Annotated in this window: 16 protein-coding genes; 5 read left to right on the top strand and 11 right to left on the bottom strand. The window is 74.7% G+C overall.

All coding sequences use genetic code 11. From position 1 onward, the window contains the following. Nucleotides 1–63: 63 nt before the first annotated feature. Complete coding sequence (ilvD, locus tag ACJTNH_RS18970; protein WP_458178503.1) at nt 64–1773, bottom strand: dihydroxy-acid dehydratase; 1710 nt, start codon at nt 1771–1773, stop codon at nt 64–66. Nucleotides 1774–1843: 70 nt separating this feature from the next. Then, the gene (locus tag ACJTNH_RS18975) at nt 1844–2821 is read right to left on the bottom strand and encodes a bile acid:sodium symporter family protein (protein WP_458178505.1); all 978 of its coding nucleotides are present in this window, start codon (nt 2819–2821) and stop codon (nt 1844–1846) included. Between the two features lie 109 nt (nt 2822–2930). Between ACJTNH_RS18975 and ACJTNH_RS18980 the strand changes: the two genes are divergently transcribed. Together ACJTNH_RS18980 and ACJTNH_RS18985 are read left to right on the top strand one after the other, a co-directional pair. Beyond that, nucleotides 2931–3758: a helix-turn-helix transcriptional regulator gene (locus ACJTNH_RS18980; protein WP_458178507.1), complete on the top strand. Its 828-nt coding sequence runs from the start codon at nt 2931–2933 to the stop codon at nt 3756–3758. A gap of 32 nt (nt 3759–3790) precedes the next feature. Continuing rightward, the gene (locus ACJTNH_RS18985; RefSeq protein ID WP_458178508.1) at nt 3791–4171 is read left to right on the top strand and encodes a PH domain-containing protein; all 381 of its coding nucleotides are present in this window, start codon (nt 3791–3793) and stop codon (nt 4169–4171) included. A gap of 73 nt (nt 4172–4244) precedes the next feature. Here ACJTNH_RS18985 and ACJTNH_RS18990 read toward each other — a convergent pair whose 3' ends face one another. Continuing rightward, nucleotides 4245–5210 (bottom strand): 2-hydroxyacid dehydrogenase, encoded by a 966-nt coding sequence (locus ACJTNH_RS18990; protein ID WP_458178510.1) that lies wholly within the window; start codon nt 5208–5210, stop codon nt 4245–4247. A gap of 135 nt (nt 5211–5345) precedes the next feature. On the opposite strand from ACJTNH_RS18990, the gene ACJTNH_RS18995 reads away from it, so the two are divergent. Next, nucleotides 5346–6461, top strand: a complete 1116-nt coding sequence (locus ACJTNH_RS18995) for a PQQ-dependent sugar dehydrogenase (RefSeq protein ID WP_458178512.1) — start codon at nt 5346–5348, stop codon at nt 6459–6461. Nucleotides 6462–6525: 64 nt separating this feature from the next. Here the strand turns inward: ACJTNH_RS18995 and ACJTNH_RS19000 are convergent, their stop codons facing one another. Genes ACJTNH_RS19000 through gatC form a run of 5 tightly spaced genes read right to left on the bottom strand, consistent with a single transcriptional unit; the run spans nt 6526 to nt 10638 of the window. Further along, nucleotides 6526–7080 (bottom strand): GNAT family N-acetyltransferase, encoded by a 555-nt coding sequence (locus tag ACJTNH_RS19000; RefSeq protein ID WP_458178514.1) that lies wholly within the window; start codon nt 7078–7080, stop codon nt 6526–6528. A 9-nt stretch (nt 7081–7089) separates the two neighbouring features. Continuing rightward, on the bottom strand, nt 7090–8601 hold the full coding sequence (gene gatB / locus ACJTNH_RS19005) for an Asp-tRNA(Asn)/Glu-tRNA(Gln) amidotransferase subunit GatB (RefSeq protein WP_458178516.1): 1512 nt from the start codon (nt 8599–8601) through the stop codon (nt 7090–7092). After that, nucleotides 8598–8813, bottom strand: coding sequence for a hypothetical protein (locus ACJTNH_RS19010; RefSeq protein WP_458178518.1), 216 nt, complete (start codon nt 8811–8813; stop codon nt 8598–8600). The genes gatB and ACJTNH_RS19010 overlap by 4 nt, the downstream gene beginning before the upstream one ends. After that, nucleotides 8810–10342, bottom strand: a complete 1533-nt coding sequence (gene gatA, locus ACJTNH_RS19015; protein WP_458178520.1) for an Asp-tRNA(Asn)/Glu-tRNA(Gln) amidotransferase subunit GatA — start codon at nt 10340–10342, stop codon at nt 8810–8812. Before gatA ends, ACJTNH_RS19010 begins: the two co-directional genes overlap by 4 nt. Continuing rightward, nucleotides 10339–10638 carry an Asp-tRNA(Asn)/Glu-tRNA(Gln) amidotransferase subunit GatC gene (gene gatC / locus ACJTNH_RS19020; protein ID WP_458178522.1) on the bottom strand — a complete coding sequence of 100 codons (300 nt, stop codon included), beginning with the start codon at nt 10636–10638 and terminating at the stop codon, nt 10339–10341. Before gatC ends, gatA begins: the two co-directional genes overlap by 4 nt. A 190-nt stretch (nt 10639–10828) precedes the next feature. Here gatC and ACJTNH_RS19025 point away from each other — a divergent pair, with 190 nt between their 5' ends. Continuing rightward, entirely contained in the window at nt 10829–11491 is a 663-nt protein-coding gene (locus ACJTNH_RS19025; RefSeq protein WP_458178524.1) for an ACT domain-containing protein, read from the top strand. Here ACJTNH_RS19025 and ligA read toward each other — a convergent pair. After that, complete coding sequence (gene ligA, locus ACJTNH_RS19030) at nt 11488–13671, bottom strand: NAD-dependent DNA ligase LigA (protein ID WP_458178526.1); 2184 nt, start codon at nt 13669–13671, stop codon at nt 11488–11490. The genes ACJTNH_RS19025 and ligA overlap by 4 nt on opposite strands. A gap of 116 nt (nt 13672–13787) precedes the next feature. Between ligA and ACJTNH_RS19035 the strand changes: the two genes are divergently transcribed. Further along, a complete protein-coding gene (locus ACJTNH_RS19035) occupies nt 13788–13991 on the top strand; it encodes a hypothetical protein (RefSeq protein WP_458178528.1) in 204 nt (67 codons plus the stop codon). Nucleotides 13992–14012: 21 nt separating this feature from the next. On the opposite strand, the gene ACJTNH_RS19040 is transcribed toward ACJTNH_RS19035, so the two are convergent. Together ACJTNH_RS19040 and ACJTNH_RS19045 are read right to left on the bottom strand one after the other, a co-directional pair. Beyond that, a complete protein-coding gene (locus ACJTNH_RS19040; RefSeq protein WP_458178530.1) occupies nt 14013–15212 on the bottom strand; it encodes a DUF222 domain-containing protein in 1200 nt (399 codons plus the stop codon). A gap of 478 nt (nt 15213–15690) precedes the next feature. Continuing rightward, complete coding sequence (locus ACJTNH_RS19045) at nt 15691–16422, bottom strand: methionine synthase (RefSeq protein WP_458178532.1); 732 nt, start codon at nt 16420–16422, stop codon at nt 15691–15693. Between the last annotated feature and the right edge of the window lie 215 nt (nt 16423–16637).

The following is a 16637-nucleotide window of genomic DNA, read 5'->3' on the forward strand; positions in this document are numbered from 1 at the left end:
GGGCCGGCACCGCCGCAACAGGTCAGCGGCGGTGGGATCACCCGTTCGAGCGGTGCCCGGAGGTCAGCTGGTGATGGCTCCCTGCGCGGCCGAGCCGACGAGCTTCGCGTACTTGCCGAGGACGCCCCGGGTGTAGCGGGGAGCCGGCGGCGCCCAGCCCTCGCGGCGGCGGGCCAGCTCGTCGTCGTCCACCAGGAGCTCCAGCGTGCGGGCGGCCAGGTCGAGCCGGATCCGGTCACCCTCGCGGACGAGGGCGATCGGCCCGCCGTCGGCGGCCTCCGGCGCGATGTGCCCCACGCACAGCCCCGTGGTGCCGCCGGAGAACCGGCCGTCGGTGAGCAGCAGCACGTCCTTGCCGAGCCCGGCGCCCTTGATCGCCCCGGTCACGGCGAGCATCTCGCGCATGCCCGGGCCACCCCGCGGGCCCTCGTAGCGGATCACCACGACGTCGTCCTTCTGGAGCGTGCCCTCGGTGACGGCGTCCATCGCGCCCTGCTCGCCGTCGAAGACGCGAGCGGTGCCCTCGAAGACGTCGGCGTCGAAGCCGGCGGACTTCACCACCGCACCCTCGGGCGCCAGCGAGCCACGCAGGACCGTCAGCCCACCGGTCTTGTGGATCGGGTCGGCCATCGCGCGGATGATCGCGCCGTCGGGGTCCGGCGGGCTGATCTCGGCCAGGTTCTCGGCCAGCGTGCGGCCGGTCACGGTGAGCACGTCGCCGTGCAGCAGGCCGGCGTCCAGCAGCGCCCGCATGACCACCGGCACGCCACCGATCCGGTCGACGTCGGTCATCACGTACCGGCCGAAGGGCTTGACGTCGGCCAGGTGCGGCGTCCGGTCACCGATCCGGTTGAAGTCGTCGAGGGTGAGGTCGACGTCGGCCTCGTGGGCGATCGCCATCAGGTGCAGCACGGCGTTGGTCGAGCCGCCCAGCGCCATGGCCACGGTGATGGCGTTCTCGAACGCCTGCTTGGTCATGATCTGCCGCGCGGTGATGCCCTTGCGCAGCAGCTCGACCACGGCCTCACCGGAGGCGATCGCGATGGCGTCCCGGCGGGCGTCCGGCGCGGGCGGTGCGGCGCTGCCCGGCAGCGCCATGCCGAGGGCCTCCGCGACGCTGGCCATCGTGTTGGCGGTGTACATGCCGCCGCACGAGCCCATCCCCGGGCAGGCGGCCTTCTCGATGGCGGTCAGCTCGTCACGGGTGATCTTCCCGGCGGCGCAGGCGCCGACGCCCTCGAAGACGTCGATCAGGGTGAGGTCCTTGTCGCCCAGCTTCCCCGGCAGCGTGGACCCGGAGTAGACGAAGACGCTGGCCAGGTCGAGCCGGGCGGCGGCCATCAGCATGCCGGGCAGCGACTTGTCGCAGCCGGCGAGCAGCACCGTGCCGTCGAGCCGCTCGGCGAAGACGACGGTCTCGACCGAGTCGGCGATCACCTCACGGGAGACCAGCGAGGCGCGCATGCCCTCGTGGCCCATGGAGATGCCGTCGGAGACGGAGATGGTGCCGAACTCCAGCGGGTAGCCGCCGGCGGCGTGCACGCCCTCCTTGGCCCGCTTGGCCAGCCGGTCCAGCGAGAGGTTGCAGGGGGTGATCTCGTTCCAGGACGACGCGACGCCGACCTGGGGCTTGGCGAAGTCGTCGTCGCCCATGCCGACCGCGCGGAGCATGGCCCGGGCCGGGGCCTTGGCGTCCCCGTCGGTCACCTCGCGGCTGCGCGGCTTGACGTCGACGGTGCGGTCGCTGGCGGGGCGGTCTTCCACGGTCGTCACGACCGGGGATGGTAGGCCGGTCGCTCCCGGTGCGGAGGTGGGCTGGGTGGTCGTCATGGCGTGCTCCTGATCAGGTGCGGGAGCCGGGGGCACCGGCGGGGAGGGTGGGGTCGGGGTCGGCTGCGGCGCTGCGGCGGGCCCAGTGGCCGGCCAGCAGGGAGCCCGAGACGTTGTGCCAGACGGAGAACAGCGCAGCCGGCAGCGCGGCGGCGGGCGAGAAGTGTGCGGTCGCCAGCGCGGCGGCCAGGCCGGAGTTCTGCATGCCGACCTCGATGCTGACCGCGCGGCGGCCCTGCTCGTCGAACCCGCAGGCCCGGGCCACCGCGTAGCCCAGCCCCAGCCCCAGCACGTTGTGCAGGACGACGGCCAGCACGACCAGGAGGCCGACCGACAGCAGGGTGTCCGCGCTGGCCGCGACCACGATCGCGACGACGACGGTGATGCCGGTGACCGAGACCAGCGGGAGCACGTCCAGCAGCCGTTCGATCAGCCGCGGCACCAGCCGGCGCAGCAGCAGCCCGAGCAGCACCGGGACCAGCACGACCTGCACGATCGAGACGAACAGGCCCGAGCCGTCGACCGGGAGGTACTGGCCGGCCAGCCACAGCACCAGCAGCGGGGTGAGCAGCGGGGCGAGCAGGGTGGACACCGACGTCATCGCCACCGACAGCGCGGTGTCGCCACGGGCCAGGTAGACGATCACGTTGGACGCGGTGCCGCCGGGCGCGGAGCCGACCAGCACCATCCCCGCCGACAGCGCCGGGGAGAGGTCGAGGACCTCGGCGATCCCGAACGCCAGCAACGGCATGACCACGAACTGCGCGGCGACACCGGCCACCAGCGCCCAGGGCCGGCGCAGCACGATCGCGAAGTCCACCGGCCGCAGGGTCATGCCCATGCCGAGCATGATCAGCGCGAGCAGCCAGGGCACGGCCGCCGTGCCGCCGGCGAAGGCGCCGGGCACCAGCAGGGCCAGCGCCCCGGCCAGCACGACGATCACCGCGAACCACCGGCCGGCGAAGCCGCTGACCCGTCTGACCGTCTCCACGCCGTCCCCTCCTCGTGCCTGCCGGTCCAGGGTGCGGTCGATCGGCGGGGTGGACAAGGAGACCGTTGATACTGGTACCGGTACCACCACCGACGGGAGAATCCATACCGTGGACCGGTCATCCAGGACCGAGCTCGCCGCCTTCCTGCGGTCGCGGCGCCGGCAGGTCGACCCCAGCGGCCTGGGGGTGCCGGTCAGTGGTCAGCGGCGCACCCCGGGCCTGCGCCGGGAGGAGGTCGCACTGCTGTCGGGGGTCAGCCACACCTGGTACACGTGGCTGGAGCAGGGCCGGGACATCCGGCCGTCCCGGCAGGTGGTGGACGCCGTCGCCCGCACGCTGCAGTTGTCCCCGGCCGAACACCAGTACGTGCTGCGGCTGGCCGGGCACGCCGCAGCGGCCCCCGCCGAGCCCGGCCGGGCGCGGGTGCCGGCGCACGCCCAGCGGCTGCTGGACGCCCTCGGCGACTCCCCCGCCTACGTGATCACGCCCAGCTGGTCGATCGTCGCGTGGAACGCGGCCTACGCCCGCTTCTACCCGGGGGTCGCGACCGCCCCGGCCGCCGACCGCAACCTGTTGTGGGTGGTGTTCACCGACCCCTACGTGCGCCGGCTGCTCGGCGACTGGACCACCGACAGCCGGCGGTTCCTCACCCAGTTCCGGGCCGAGGCCGGCGCCCGGCTGCACGACGCGGACGTCGTCGACCTGCTCGCCCGCCTGCAGCAGGCCAGCGAGCACTTCCGGGCCGGCTGGGCCAGCCACGACGTCGACTCCTTCAGCTCCAGCGAGCGCCGCTTCGAGCACCCTGCGGTGGGCACCCTGCTGCTGGAGCACCACCAGCTCACCCTCGCCGACTCCCCTGACCTGCAGCTGGTCGTCTACACCGCGGCCGCCGACTCCGACAGCGCCGCCCGGCTGGCCCGGCTCAACGCCGGCTGAGCCGGGCCGGTCCCGTCTGGGACGATGCGGACGTGGCAGTCGCTCGCATGCGGATGAGCCGGACGGCGCTCCTCCCGGTCCTGTTCCTGGCGTTCTGCGTCATCCCGCTGGCCGCCGCCTCACCGTGGCTGCTGGTGCTGTTCGCCGTCCCTGCCGCACTGGCCGCCTGGGTGCTCCGGGTCGGGGTCGACGTCGGTGACGCCGGGGTGACCGCGCGCTCGCTGGTGGGCGCGCGCACCGTGGGCTGGCCCGAGCTGACCGGCATCCGGGTCGGCGAGCGCAGTGACCTGTGGCTGGTCACCGTCGCCGGCACCCAGGTGCGGCTGCCGGTGCTGCGCGCCCGCGACCTGCCGCGCCTGGCCGCCCTCTCCGGCGGCCGCATCCCCGACCCCGAGGCACCGACCCGGCCCTGACGGCCGCGGACCCGGCCCCCTCGCAGGGCCCCGCGGCGCGCGGAGCGTGTCGTGGGGGGCGAGGGGGTCCTCTTCAGTACTCGTCGACCACGTTCTGCAGCGGCTCCCCTGCCAGCACCCGCCGGAGCTGGTCGGTGACCGCGGCGGCGGCGCGGGCGTTGGTGTCCGGCACCGCCCCGGCCACGTGCGGGGTGAGCAGCAGCCCGGGTGCCGACCACAGCGGGTGCCCCTCGGGCAGCGGCTCGGGCTCGGTCACGTCCAGCGCGGCCCGCAGCCGGCCCGACCTCAGCTCGGCCAGCAGTGCGTCGGTGTCGACCACCACGCCCCGGGCGGCGTTGACCAGCAGGGCATCGTCCTTCATCGCGGCCAGGAAGGCGGCGTCGACCAGGCCGGTGGTCTGCGGCGTCACCGGCAGGATGAGCACCACCACGTCGGCCTCGGGCAGCAGCTGGGGCAGGTCGTCGATGCTGCGCACGCCGTCCCGGGCCGTGCGGGCGACGTAGGTCAGCTCGACGTCGAAGCCGGCCATCATGCGGCCGATCGTGCGGCCGATGTCGCCGGCGCCCACCATCAGCACCTTGGCGCCGACCAGCGAGTGCTCGGTGCGGGGGGCCCAGCGGCCGGCGTCCTGCGCGCGGGTGAAGTGCGGGATGCCGCGCTGCGCGGCCAGCGTCGCGGCGACGGCCCACTCCGCGGTCGAGGGGGTGTGCGCGCCGCGGGCGTTGCACAGGGTGACCCGCTCGGGCAGCCGGCCGACGAACTTCTCCGCCCCGGCGCTCATCAGCTGGACCAGCCGCAGCTCCGGCAGCGCGTCGAGCACCTCGGCGTCCACGTCCCCGCCACCGCGCGGCACCATCACCTGCGCCCGGGCCGCCTCCCCGGTCGGCACGCCGTCGGCCGGGTCGAACCGGTGCGCGCGGACCCGCGGCGACAGGGCCTCGACGGCCTCGGCGAGGGCGCGGGAGGGGACGAGGACGTGCAACGTCTCCTCCGGACCCAGTGGCAGGACGGGGGCGGCGGGGGCGGTCGCGTCGGGCACGGTCCCCGACCCTAGGCGGCCCCGGGCCGGCCGGCGCGCGGGCCCGGGTGCTACCGCCGGCGCCGCCGTACTGTTGCGGGGGTGGGACGGCGGACGACGGCACGCGGGACCCGGCGGAGCGCCGCGACCCGGCCGGTGCTGACGGTGGCGCTGGGCTGCCTGCTGCTGGCCGGCTGCGGCGGCGGCTACGAACCCGCCGGCCCGTTCCGCGAGCAGGCCGACGCCCCTCCGCCGCAGGTCGGCCCACCGGTGGAGAGCAGCCCCGCCCCGGTGCCGGGTGAGCCCTCGACGCCGGGCTCCCAGGACGAGCAGGAGGGCGACCCGGCGGTCGTGGCCACCGACCTCGCCGTCCCGACCGGGATCGCGCTGCTGCCCGACGGCACCGCGGTGGTCGGCGAGCGGGACACCGGCCGGCTGCTGCAGGTCTTCCCCGACCGCTCTCCGGCCCAGGAGCTGATGACCCTGCCCGGCGTCGACGGCAGCGGGGACGGCGGGCTGCTCGGGCTGGCGGTCTCCCCCACCTTCGCCGAGGACGGGCTGCTCTACGCCTACGTCTCGACCGCCACCGACAACCGCGTCGTCCGCTTCCCGCTGGGCGGCACCCCCAACCCGGTGCTGACCGGCATCCCGCGCGGTGCGGTGCACAACGGCGGCGGGCTGCTGTTCGGCCTGGACGGCACGCTCTTCGTCGGCACCGGCGACGCGGGTGACCCGGCGCTGGCCGCCGACCCGGCGTCGCTGGCCGGCAAGGTGCTGGCCGTCGACGTCTTCGGTCAGCCGGTCGGGACCGGCCCGGTGTACACCAGCGGCCACGCCGACGTGACCGCCATCTGCACCGGCGACGGCGAGCAGCTCTACGCCACCGACGAGGCGCCGGGCGGGGCTGACGAGCTCAACGCCCTGCAGGCGGGCAGCTCGTACGGCGGCGGAGGCACCGCCCCGGTGCTGACCGTGCCGGCCGACGAGGGCGGGCTGGGCGGCTGCGCGGCCGCGGGCCCCTACGTCTTCCTCGGCGCGCTGGACGGGCAGCGGGTGCACGTCGTCGAGCTCGACGGCACCGGCGTCCCGGTGGAGGAGCCCGAGCCGTTCCTCACCGAGGAGTACGGCCGGCTGCGCAGCGTCGCGCTCGACGCGCAGGGCGCCCTCTGGATCACCACCTCCAACCGGGACGGGGTGGGCACCCCGGTCGAGGACGACGACCGGGTGCTCCGGGTGCAGCCGCCGTCCGCCGGGGGCGGCTCCCCGCTCTGAAGGAGGCCCCCCCACTCGCGAACTCGCGGCGGGCGCTCCGAGGTGCCGGGGATGACCGAGCCGGTCAGGCGCACCCGGGCCGGGTGAAGCGGTGGACGACGTGGTCCGGTGGGTCGACCGGGTTGTCCGGCGCCAGGTCACCCGCGGCGTACCAGGTGGCGCCGGCTCGCTGCAGCGCCCGCCAGGAGGCGGTGTTGCCCAGCGCCACCGGCACCAGCACGTCCTCGGCGTCCGGGTGGGCGGCGAAGCCCCGGGCGACCGCGGCGGCGATCATCGCCGCGCCCAGCCCGCGCCCGCGGGCCGCGGGCTCGCCGACCAGGTAGTCGATGCTGAGCGCCCCCGCGGGCACCGGGCAGATCGCCGCCAGCTCGTCCAGCGACTCCGCTTCGTCGGCGAACGCGTAGACCTGGACGAGCCCGAACGGCTCCCCCTCGTGCACGCCGAGGTACACCGCGGTCGGGTCGGTGCCGTCGATGCTGGGCCCGTACCGCTGCTCGACGGCCGCCGGTGACGGGTCGTCGTCCCACCACCGGGCGACCAGCGGCTCGGCCAGCCAGCGGCAGAGCAGCGGGAGGTCCGCCCGGGTGAGCGGGCGCAGCTCGACGGTGGGCAGCTCCACCCGGTCAGGCTAGGAGCCGAGCACGCGCTCCTCGAGCATCCGCTTCACGGTGGGCGCATCGGCCTTGCCACGGGTGGTCTTCATGACCGCCCCGACCAGGGCACCCAGCGCCTGCACCTTGCCGGCCTTGACCTTGGCGATCACGTCGGGGGCCCCGGCGATCGCGGCCTCGACGGCGGCGACGAGCTCGTCGGACTCCCCCATCACGGCCAGCCCCTGCGCCTCGACGACCGCGGCCGGGTCGCCCTCGCCGGCGAGCACCCGGTCGAGCACCTGCCGGGCCAGGCCGTCGTTGATGGTGCCGTCGTTGACCAGCCCGACCAGCTCGGCGACCTGCGCCGGGGTGACCGCCAGCTCGGCCAGCTCGACACCGGCGTCGTTGGCCCGCCGGGCCAGGTCGCCCAGCCACCACTTGCGGGCGTCACCGGGCGCGGCGCCCGCGGCGACGGTCTCCTCGACCAGGCCGAGGGCGCCGGCGTTGGCCAGCCAGGTCATCTCGGTGGGCGAGATGCCCCACTCCTGCTGCAGCCGGGCCCGGCGGGCGGCCGGCAGCTCGGGCAGCGACGCGCGCAGCGACTCGATCCAGTCGGCGTCGGGGGCCAGCGGCACCAGGTCGGGCTCGGGGAAGTACCGGTAGTCGGTCGCCTCCTCCTTGCTGCGCCCGGAGGAGGTGCTGCCGGTGTCCTCGTGGAAGTGCCGGGTCTCCTGCACCACCCGGCCGCCGTCGTCGAGCACCGCCGCCTGCCGGCGCATCTCGAAGCGGACGGCGCGCTCCACCGACCGCAGCGAGTTCACGTTCTTGGTCTCGGTGCGGGTGCCCCACGCCAGGGCGCCGACCGGGTTGAGCGAGATGTTGACGTCGCAGCGCAGGCTGCCCTGCTCCATCCGCACGTCGGAGGCGCCGAGGGCCTGCACGATCTCGCGGAGTTCGGTGACGTAGGCGCGGGCCACCTCGGGGGCCTTGGCGCCGGCGCCGGGCACCGGGCGGGTGACGATCTCCACCAGCGGGATGCCGGCCCGGTTGAAGTCGATCAGCGAGTGGTCCGCGCCGTGGATCCGCCCGGTGGCGCCACCGACGTGCAGGTTCTTGCCGGTGTCCTCCTCCAGGTGCACCCGCTCGATCTCCACGCGGTACGTCTGACCGTCGACCTCGACGTCCAGGTGCCCGGCGGTGCACAGCGGCTCGTCGTACTGGCTGGTCTGGAAGCCCTTGGGGATGTCCGGGTAGAAGTAGTTCTTCCGGGCGAAGCGCGACCAGTTGGCGATCCGGCAGCCCAGCGCGAGGCCGATCCGGATGGTCGCCTCGATCGCGGCCGCGTTGGCCACCGGCAGCGAGCCGGGCATGCCGAGGCAGACCGGGCAGGTCTGGGTGTTCGGCTCGGCGCCGAAGGTGGTGGCGCAGCCGCAGAACATCTTCGAGGCGGTGCCCAGCTCGACGTGGGTCTCCAGGCCGATCACCGGCTCGTACCGGGTCAGCACCTCGTCGTAGTCCACCAGCCGGTCGCCCATGGTGCTGGTCACTGCTCGTCCTCCAGGTGCGTGCGCTCGCCGGCTGGCCGGGTCTGCTGGGTGGTGGGGGCCGTGCGCCCGGTGAACCAGGCGCCGACCGCGGTGAGCAGGCCCAGGACGATGAAGACGGCGAAGACAGCCCGCCCGGTCACCGCCCACAGCACGATGCCGGCGACGACGACGAACACGGTCAGGCCCCAGGCGGCCTTCAGCGGGCCGTTCACGCCGCGGCTCCTCGGCCCGGCAGCTCGTCGAGCAGCCGGTGGCCGCGCGCGGCGTCCTGCGCGGCCTCGAGCGCGGCGGCCACCCGGTAGCAGCGGTCGTCGGCCAGCGCCGGGGCCATCACCTGCAGGCCGACCGGCAGCCCGTCGGACAGGCCACTGGGCACCGAGATCGCCGGCAGGCCCGCCAGGCTCGCCGGCAGGGTGCACAGGTCGGCGGCGTACATCGCGATCGGGTCCTCGACCCGGGCGCCGATCGGGAAGGCGACGGTCGGGGTGGTGGGGCTGACCAGCACGTCCACGTCGGCGAAGGCCGCGGTGAAGTCGCGGGTGATCAGCGTGCGCACCTTCTGCGCCTGCCCGTAGTAGGCGTCGTAGTAGCCGCTGGACAGCGCGTAGGTGCCCAGGATGATCCGCCGCTTGACCTCCGGGCCGAAGCCGGCCTCACGGGTCAGCGCCATCACCTCGTCGAGGTCGTGGCTGCCGTCGTCGCCGACCCGCAGACCGAACCGGACGCCCTCGTAGCGGGCCAGGTTGCTCGACGCCTCGCTCGGCGCGATCAGGTAGTAGGCCGGCAGCGCCAGGTCGAAGGAGGGGCAGGACACCTCGGTGACCTCCGCGCCCAGCCCGGCCAGCACCTCGATCGCCTCGCGGGTGCGGGCCAGCACGCCCGGCTCGTAGCCGTCGGTGTGCCCCTCGCCGCCGAGCTCCCGGACGACGCCGATCCGGACGCCGCGCAGGTCCCCGACCGCGCCGGCGCGGGCCGCATCGGCCAGCCCGGACAGCGGGGAGTCGATGCTGGTGGAGTCGCGGGGGTCGTGGCCGCCGATGACCTCGTGCATCACCGCGGCGTCCAGCACCGTGCGGGCCATCGGGCCGGCCTGGTCGAGGCTGGAGGAGAAGGCGATCAGGCCGTAGCGGGACACCGAGCCGTAGGTGGGCTTGTGACCCACGAGGCCGGTGACCGCGGCCGGCTGGCGGATCGAGCCGCCGGTGTCGGTGCCGATCGACCAGGGCGCGAGGTCGCCGGCGACGGCCGCGCTGGAGCCCCCGGAGGAGCCGCCGGGGATGCGGTCGGCGTCCCAGGGGTTGCGGGTCACCTGGTAGGCGGAGTTCTCCGTGGAGGAGCCCATGGCGAACTCGTCCATGTTGGTCTTGCCGAGCAGCACCGTGCCGGCCTCGGCCAGCCGGGTGGCGATCGTGGCGCTGTAGGGCGGGAGCCAGCCCTCCAGGATCTTCGAGCCGCTCGTCGTCGGCACGCCCTCGGTGACCACGAGGTCCTTGAGGGCGACCGGGACGCCGGCCAGCGGGCCGAGCTCGTCGCCGGCGGCACGCGCCTCGTCGACGGCGGTGGCGGCGGCGAGCGCGGCGTCGGTCTCGACGTGCAGGTAGGCGCCGAGCCGGCCGTCCTCGGCGGCGATGCGGTCCAGGTGTGCGCGGGTCACCTCGACGGCGCTCACCTCGCCGGCGGTCAGCAGCCGGGACAGCTCGGCGACGTCGGCGGAGGTCAGGTCGGTGCGGGTGCTGGTCACTCGGCGTCCCCCAGGATGCGCGGCACGCGGATGCGGTCGTCCTCGGCGGCGGGTGCCCCGGCCAGCACCACGTCCCGCGGCAGGCTCGGGGTCACCACGTCGGGGCGCAGCACGTTGGTCAGCGGCACGGCGTGGGACATCGGCGGGACGTCGGCCACGGCGGCCTCGCCGACCCGGGCGACGGCGCTGAGCACCTGGTCCAGCTGGCCGGCGAAGCGGTCGAGCTCGTCGTCGGTCACCGCCAGGCGCGCCAGGCGCGCCAGGTGCTGGACGTCCTCTCGGGAGATGCTGCTCATGCTGCCGGGGAACCCCATTCGTCGACTTGCCCGATGCCACGACTCGCGTCATACGACGTGTCAACTGTACGTGGGCGGCCGCACCGCCCCGATCGCGAGCCGGGCTGGATACCGGGCGCCCGATGGGGGAGGCTGCCCCTGTCCACGATCGACGGCGATCGGCCCGCAGCGCGCGGCACCGGAGGGATCCGTGTCCTATCTCTTGCGGCTGGTCGTCCCCGACCGGCCCGGCATCCTGGGCGCCGTCGCGACCGCGCTCGGGAACGCCGGGATCGACATCGTCTCGGTCGACGTCCTGGAGCGGGGCAACGGCGTGGCCGTCGACGACATCGTGGTGGAGCTCCCGGTCGACCGGGTCGCCGACAGCCTGATCACCGCGGCGACCGCCGTGCCCGGGGTGCAGGTCGAGTCGTTGCGGCCGTTCGCCGGCCCGATGGACACCCACCGCGAGCTGGCCCTGCTCGAGGCGCTCGCGCCGGCCGACGAGGGCACCGCGAAGGTGCTGGCCACCGAGCTGCCCCGGGTGTTCCGCAGCGGCTGGGCGGTCGTGCTGGCCGGCTCGGCCGAGCACCCCGCCGTGCTCGCCGCCTCCGACGCGGCGCCGTCCCTGGAGGGCATCCGGCCGCCCTGGCTGCCGCTGACCTCTCCCCTGCTGCTGCCCAGCGACGCCGACTGGGTGCCGGTGCGCTGGCAGGAGATGGCCGTGGAGATGATGGCCGCCCCGCTCGGCGCCGAGGGCACGGCGGTGCTGCTCGGCCGGTCGGGTGGCCCGGCGTTCCGGCGGTCGGAGCTGCTGCGCCTCGCACACCTCACCGGGCTCGCGGCCACCGTCGCCCGGCTGCCCCCGGTCTAGCCGGCGGCGCCGTCCGCCGGTGCGGCCGGCGTCGTGCCGTCGCCGATGGTGGCGACCTCGCGGGCGGCGTCCGGGCCCTGCTCCAGCAGGACGGTGAAGCCGTCGTCGTCCAGGATCGGGGCCTTCACGGCCACCGCCTTGTCGTACTTGCTGCCCGGGTCGGCGCCGACCACGACGAAGCCGGTCTTCTTCGACACCGAGCCGGTGACCTTGCCGCCGCGCTCCTGGATCGCCGCGATCGCCTGGTCCCGGCTGTGGTCGCGCAGCGACCCGGTGACCACGACGGTGACGCCGGTCAGCGGGCCGGGGGCGTCGTCGGACTCGGCGTCGGCCATCCGCACCCCGGCGGCCCGCCACTTCTCGACCACGTCGCGGTGCCAGTCGACGGTGAACCACTCGCGCACGGCCGCGGCGATGGTCGGCCCGACGCCCTCGGCGGCGGCGAGCTCCTCCTCGGTGGCGCCCATCAGCCGGTCGATCGAGCGGAACTCGCGTGCCAGCGCCTGGGCGGCGGTCGGGCCGACGTGCCGGATGGACAGCGCCACCAGGACTCGCCACAGCGGCACGTCCTTGCGGGTCTGCAGGTTGGTGAGCAGCCGCTTGCCGTTGGCGGAGAGGGTGCCGTCCTTCTTCGTGAAGAAGTCGGTGCGGCAGAGCGCCTCCTCGTCGAGGGCGAAGACGTCGCCCTCGTCGGCGAGCAGGTGGCTCTCCAGCAACGCGGTGGCCGCCTCGTAGCCGAGCACCTCGATGTCGAAGGCGCCGCGGCCGGCGACGTGGAAGACCCGCTCCCGCAGCTGCGCGGGGCACGACCGGGCGTTCGGGCAGCGGATGTCGGCGTCGCCCTCCTTCTCCGGTCGCAGCTCGGTGCCGCACTCGGGGCAGTGCGTGGGCATGACGAACTCGCGCTCGTCGCCGGTGCGCGCGGCGACCACCGGGCCGAGCACCTCGGGGATGACGTCACCGGCCTTGCGGATGACGACGGTGTCGCCGATGAGCACGCCCTTGCGCTTCACCTCGCTGGCGTTGTGCAGCGTGGCCAGCTGGACGGTGGACCCGGCGACCTTGACCGGCTCCATGAACGCGAACGGGGTGACCCGGCCGGTGCGCCCGACGTTGACCCGGATGTCGTGCAGGGTCGTGGTCGCCTCCTCCGGCGGGTACTTGAAGGCGATGGCCCAGCGCGGGGCGCGGCTGGTCGACCCCAACCGCCGCTGCAGCGCGACCTGGTCGATCTTGACGACGACGCCGTCGATCTCGTGCTCGACGGCGTGCCGCTGCTCGCGATAGCGCTCGATGTAGCCCCACACGCCCTCGAGCCCGTCGACCACCTCGTAGCGCTCGCTGGTGGGCAGGCCCCAGGCCCGCAGCTGGTCGTAGGCGCCTGACTGCCGGTCGGGCTCGAAACCGCGGCGGGCACCGATGCCGTGCACCACCATGCTGAGCGGGCGCTTGGCCGTCTCCCGGGCGTCCTTCTGCCGCAGCGAGCCGGCGGCGGCGTTGCGCGGGTTGGCGAACGGCGGCTTGCCCGCCTCGACCAGCCCGGCGTTCACCTCGGCGAACGCGGCCACCGGGAAGTAGACCTCGCCCCGCACCTCCAGGAACTCCGGGACGTCGTCACCGGTGAGCTCCTGCGGGACGACGGCCAGGGTGCGGACGTTGGCGGTGACGTCCTCGCCGGTGACGCCGTCGCCGCGGGTCGCCGCCCGGACCAGCCGGCCGCGCTCGTAGACCAGGTCGACGGCCAGCCCGTCGACCTTCAGCTCGCAGAGGTAGCCGGCGCCGGCGGCGCCGTCGCGCTCGGCGCGGGCCGCCCAGGCGGAGAGCTCGTCGGAGGAGAAGGCGTTGTCCAGGCTCTGCATCCGCTCCGGGTGGGTGACCGGTGCGAAGGTGGCGCCGAAACCGCCGTTGACCTTCTGGCTGGGCGAGTCGGGGGTGACCAGCGCCGGGTGGGCGGCCTCGATCGCCTTGAGCTCGCCCATCAGCTCGTCGTACTGGCCGTCGCTGACCAGCGGGGCGTCCTGCACGTAGTAGGCGAAGGCGTACCGGTCGAGCTCCTCGGAGAGGTCGCGGTGCCGGGTGCGCGCGTCGTCGGGGACCTCGGTGACGTCCTCCCGGTCGACGGCCGCCCCCACGCGCGGCTCGCCGACTCCACCCAGCTCCACGTCTGCCTCACTGCTCACGCCGGAACGGTATCCGGACGGTGCGACAGCCACTCGATGCTCGACCGCGGCTCACCCGCCGGGAGCAAGGACGTGCGCCTGCCGAACCGCAGTCGCCGCCTGGCACCCTCATCGCTGTGCCGCTGGAGGTCGTGTGTGCGTTCTGTGGCGAGACGGCCCGCGGGAGCGAGGTGGACCCCTGCGCCCTCGTCGTGGTCGCGCGATGGCAGGAGGAGGCCGAGCAGCAGCGGGAGCAGCAGTTCTTCACCCATGCGAAGTGCCTCCGCGCACGTCTGCACCCGGACGTCGCTGCGCACGCGAGGGTCCTGGACGCCGACTGAGACGGCGACGAGCTCTGAGGGCTACCGGAGTGGGCCGATGAGGATCTCGGAGCCGTCGGGTCGCCAGGTCCGCCATCGCCCGTCCGGTTGTCGTTCGACGCGGAACCCGTGGTGGACCTTGGTGTGATGGCGTTCGCAGAGGAGCGCTGAGTTCTCGAGCGACGTCTCACCGCCGTGCAGCCAGTGGACGAGGTGGTGGACGTCGCACCACCACGATGGGGCGCCGCAGCCGGCGAACACGCACGACTCGTCGCGCCGTTCGACCGCCCGGCGCAGGCCCGGGGTGACCACCCGGTGGTCACGCCCCAGGTCCAGCGGCACACCGTCGGGGCCCATCACGATCCGGGAGATGCTGCCGTCGCAGGCCAACCACCGGGCCCGGGCGGCGGAGATCGTCGCTCCGAACCCCAGCTCCCCAGCGCCCGGGCCGGTGGCCGGGTCGACCGCGTCGTCCAGGCTCAGCTTCAGCACCACGTGCGGCTTCACCGTGCGCAGCGTCGGCAGACCACCCGACGCGAGCTGGTTGTCACACAGCTGCACGAACGCATCGGCCTGCTGCTGCACCCTGGTCCGCTCATCACCCTTGGGGCGGTCGGCCTGCACGATCGACTCGATCGCCGCCTGCACCTTCTCGCCCCCGACGGCGTCAAGATCGAACCGGCCGGTCACCGAACCATCGGCGTGCTTGGCGATCGTCAGCCGCCGACCCTCGGTCGGATCGGGCTCGGTGCCGTCGGGGTCCAAGGCGTCCTCGAACGCCCGCACCGCCACCGCCAGCGACTGGTGCGGTGAACCCACCGCCACCTGCGCCCACGCCTGGTCGAACGCACCCAGGTCCACGTCCTGTTCGGCGGCCCGGGCCCGCTCGGGCTCCCCCACCGCCGTGGCCACCACGTCCATCTGCGCCGCCGTCACCGCACCCTCGGCGAACCCGGCCGCCAGCGCCGGGAAATGCTCCAGCACCCGCCCCGACCGCACGACGCGCGACGCCTCAGCCGCGGACAGCCGGGCATGCCCGATCAACCACGACCGCATGCTCTTCAGCCCGTCGTGCTCCGGCGCCTGGGTCAGCTCCCCGTGCCGAACCGTGCGCGTGAGCTCCGCAGCCATCCGGTTCTGCACCGCCACCAGCAACGCCGTCCGGTCCAGCACCGCACCATCGGTCAGACCGTGCAGATCGTCCGCGGCCAGGGCGTCCAGAGCCGACATCAACTCGCTCACGACACCTCCCGACCGGCTCGAACACCTGTACGAAGAATACCGCCGTCGGGGCGGTCGAACAAGACGAAACAGCAGGTCAGGAGCTCGTCCACAGATCGACGGCGGCTCTTGACACGAGCCGCTCGACGCCGGGAGTGCGACTGCGGGGCCCCTGGCATGGGACGCGCGCTGCGGACGGTCGCGACCGGCCTACGCGCCACGAGTGGGACGCTCCCCCGCCGGGGCAGCTGGCCGGCGCGGCGACGACGGCACCCACGATGGACCGCCCACGGCTCGAACGATGGTCTGGGCCGGTACAGCAAGCGTCCGCCACCCCCGCCCCAGCGAGCCGGTGGCCGATTGCTGGGAGGGGACGGCGGCCCACGCCAGGTGGTCAGTCACTCCGCCGGTCGACCAGGCCAGGTCACCGAGACAGAGGACACTCCGCCACCTCGCGGACGCACGCCAACCACCGCCCCAGCGAGTCACTCACGGCAGGTCACTCCGGCAGGAGGTACTTCGCCGCCTCTCGGACGTGCGTCATCGCGGTCCGCGCGTAGGCGGGGCTCGCGCCGGCCAGGCCGCAGGCCGGCGTGAGCGTCACGGCGGAGTGCAGCTGCTCGGCCGGGAAGCCGAGCTCGCGCCACCAGGCCTGCACCCGGGTCGCGGTGGTCTTCGGCGACGGCAGGCTGGCGTCGGTGCCCGGCACGACCCCGATGAGCAGGTGCGTGCCGGCCTCCACGGCGGTGCCGACCGAGTCCAGGTCCTGCACCATCCCGAGGTCGAACGACAGCCCCTGCGCACCGGCGGCCCGGAAGAGGTCCAGCGGCGCACGGTTCGCGCAGCAGTGCAGCACCACGGGGGCCGGGAGCCGGTCGACGAGCGCGGTCAGCTCCTCCTCGACGACGGGCGCCTCGACCGCGGCGAGCTTGCCGTACCCGCTCACCGTGGGCAGCCCGCCCTGCAGCACGGCCGGCACCGAGGGCTCGTCCAGCTGCACCACGACCGTGGCCCCCGGCACCCGCGCGGAGACGGCGGCCACGTGCGCGGCGACCCCCTCGGCCAGCGACTGGGCCAGGTCCCGCCGGGCCCCGGGGTCGACGACCGCCCGGTCGCCGCGCGACCGCTCCAGCCCGGCGGCCAGCGTCCAGGGTCCGGTCACCTGCACCTTGAAGGCGCCGGTGTAGCGCTCGGCCACCTCGTGCAGGGCGTCCAGGTCGCGGGCGAGCATCTCCTGCGCCCGGCGCAGGTCGGCCCCCGGGCGCGGGACCAGCCGCCACCCGGCCGGGGTGAGGTCGACGGCCAGGTCGACCAGCAGCGCGGGGGGGGGGGGGGGGGGGGGGGGGGGGGGGGGGGGGGGGGGGGGGGGGGGGGGGGGGGGGGGGGGGGGGGGGGGGGGGGGGGGGGGGGGGGGGGGGGGGGGGGGGGGGGGGGGGGGGGGGGGGG

Source organism: Modestobacter lacusdianchii (genome assembly GCF_054177765.1).

Coding starts and splice junctions, on each gene's coding strand:
- gatC (WP_458178522.1), bottom strand. CDS start 10,638: ATGAGCAGCATCTCCCGAGAGGACGTCCAGCACCTGGCGCGCCTGGCG.
- ACJTNH_RS19045 (WP_458178532.1), bottom strand. CDS start 16,422: ATGCTCGCCCGCGACCTGGACGCCCTGCACGAGGTGGCCGAGCGCTAC.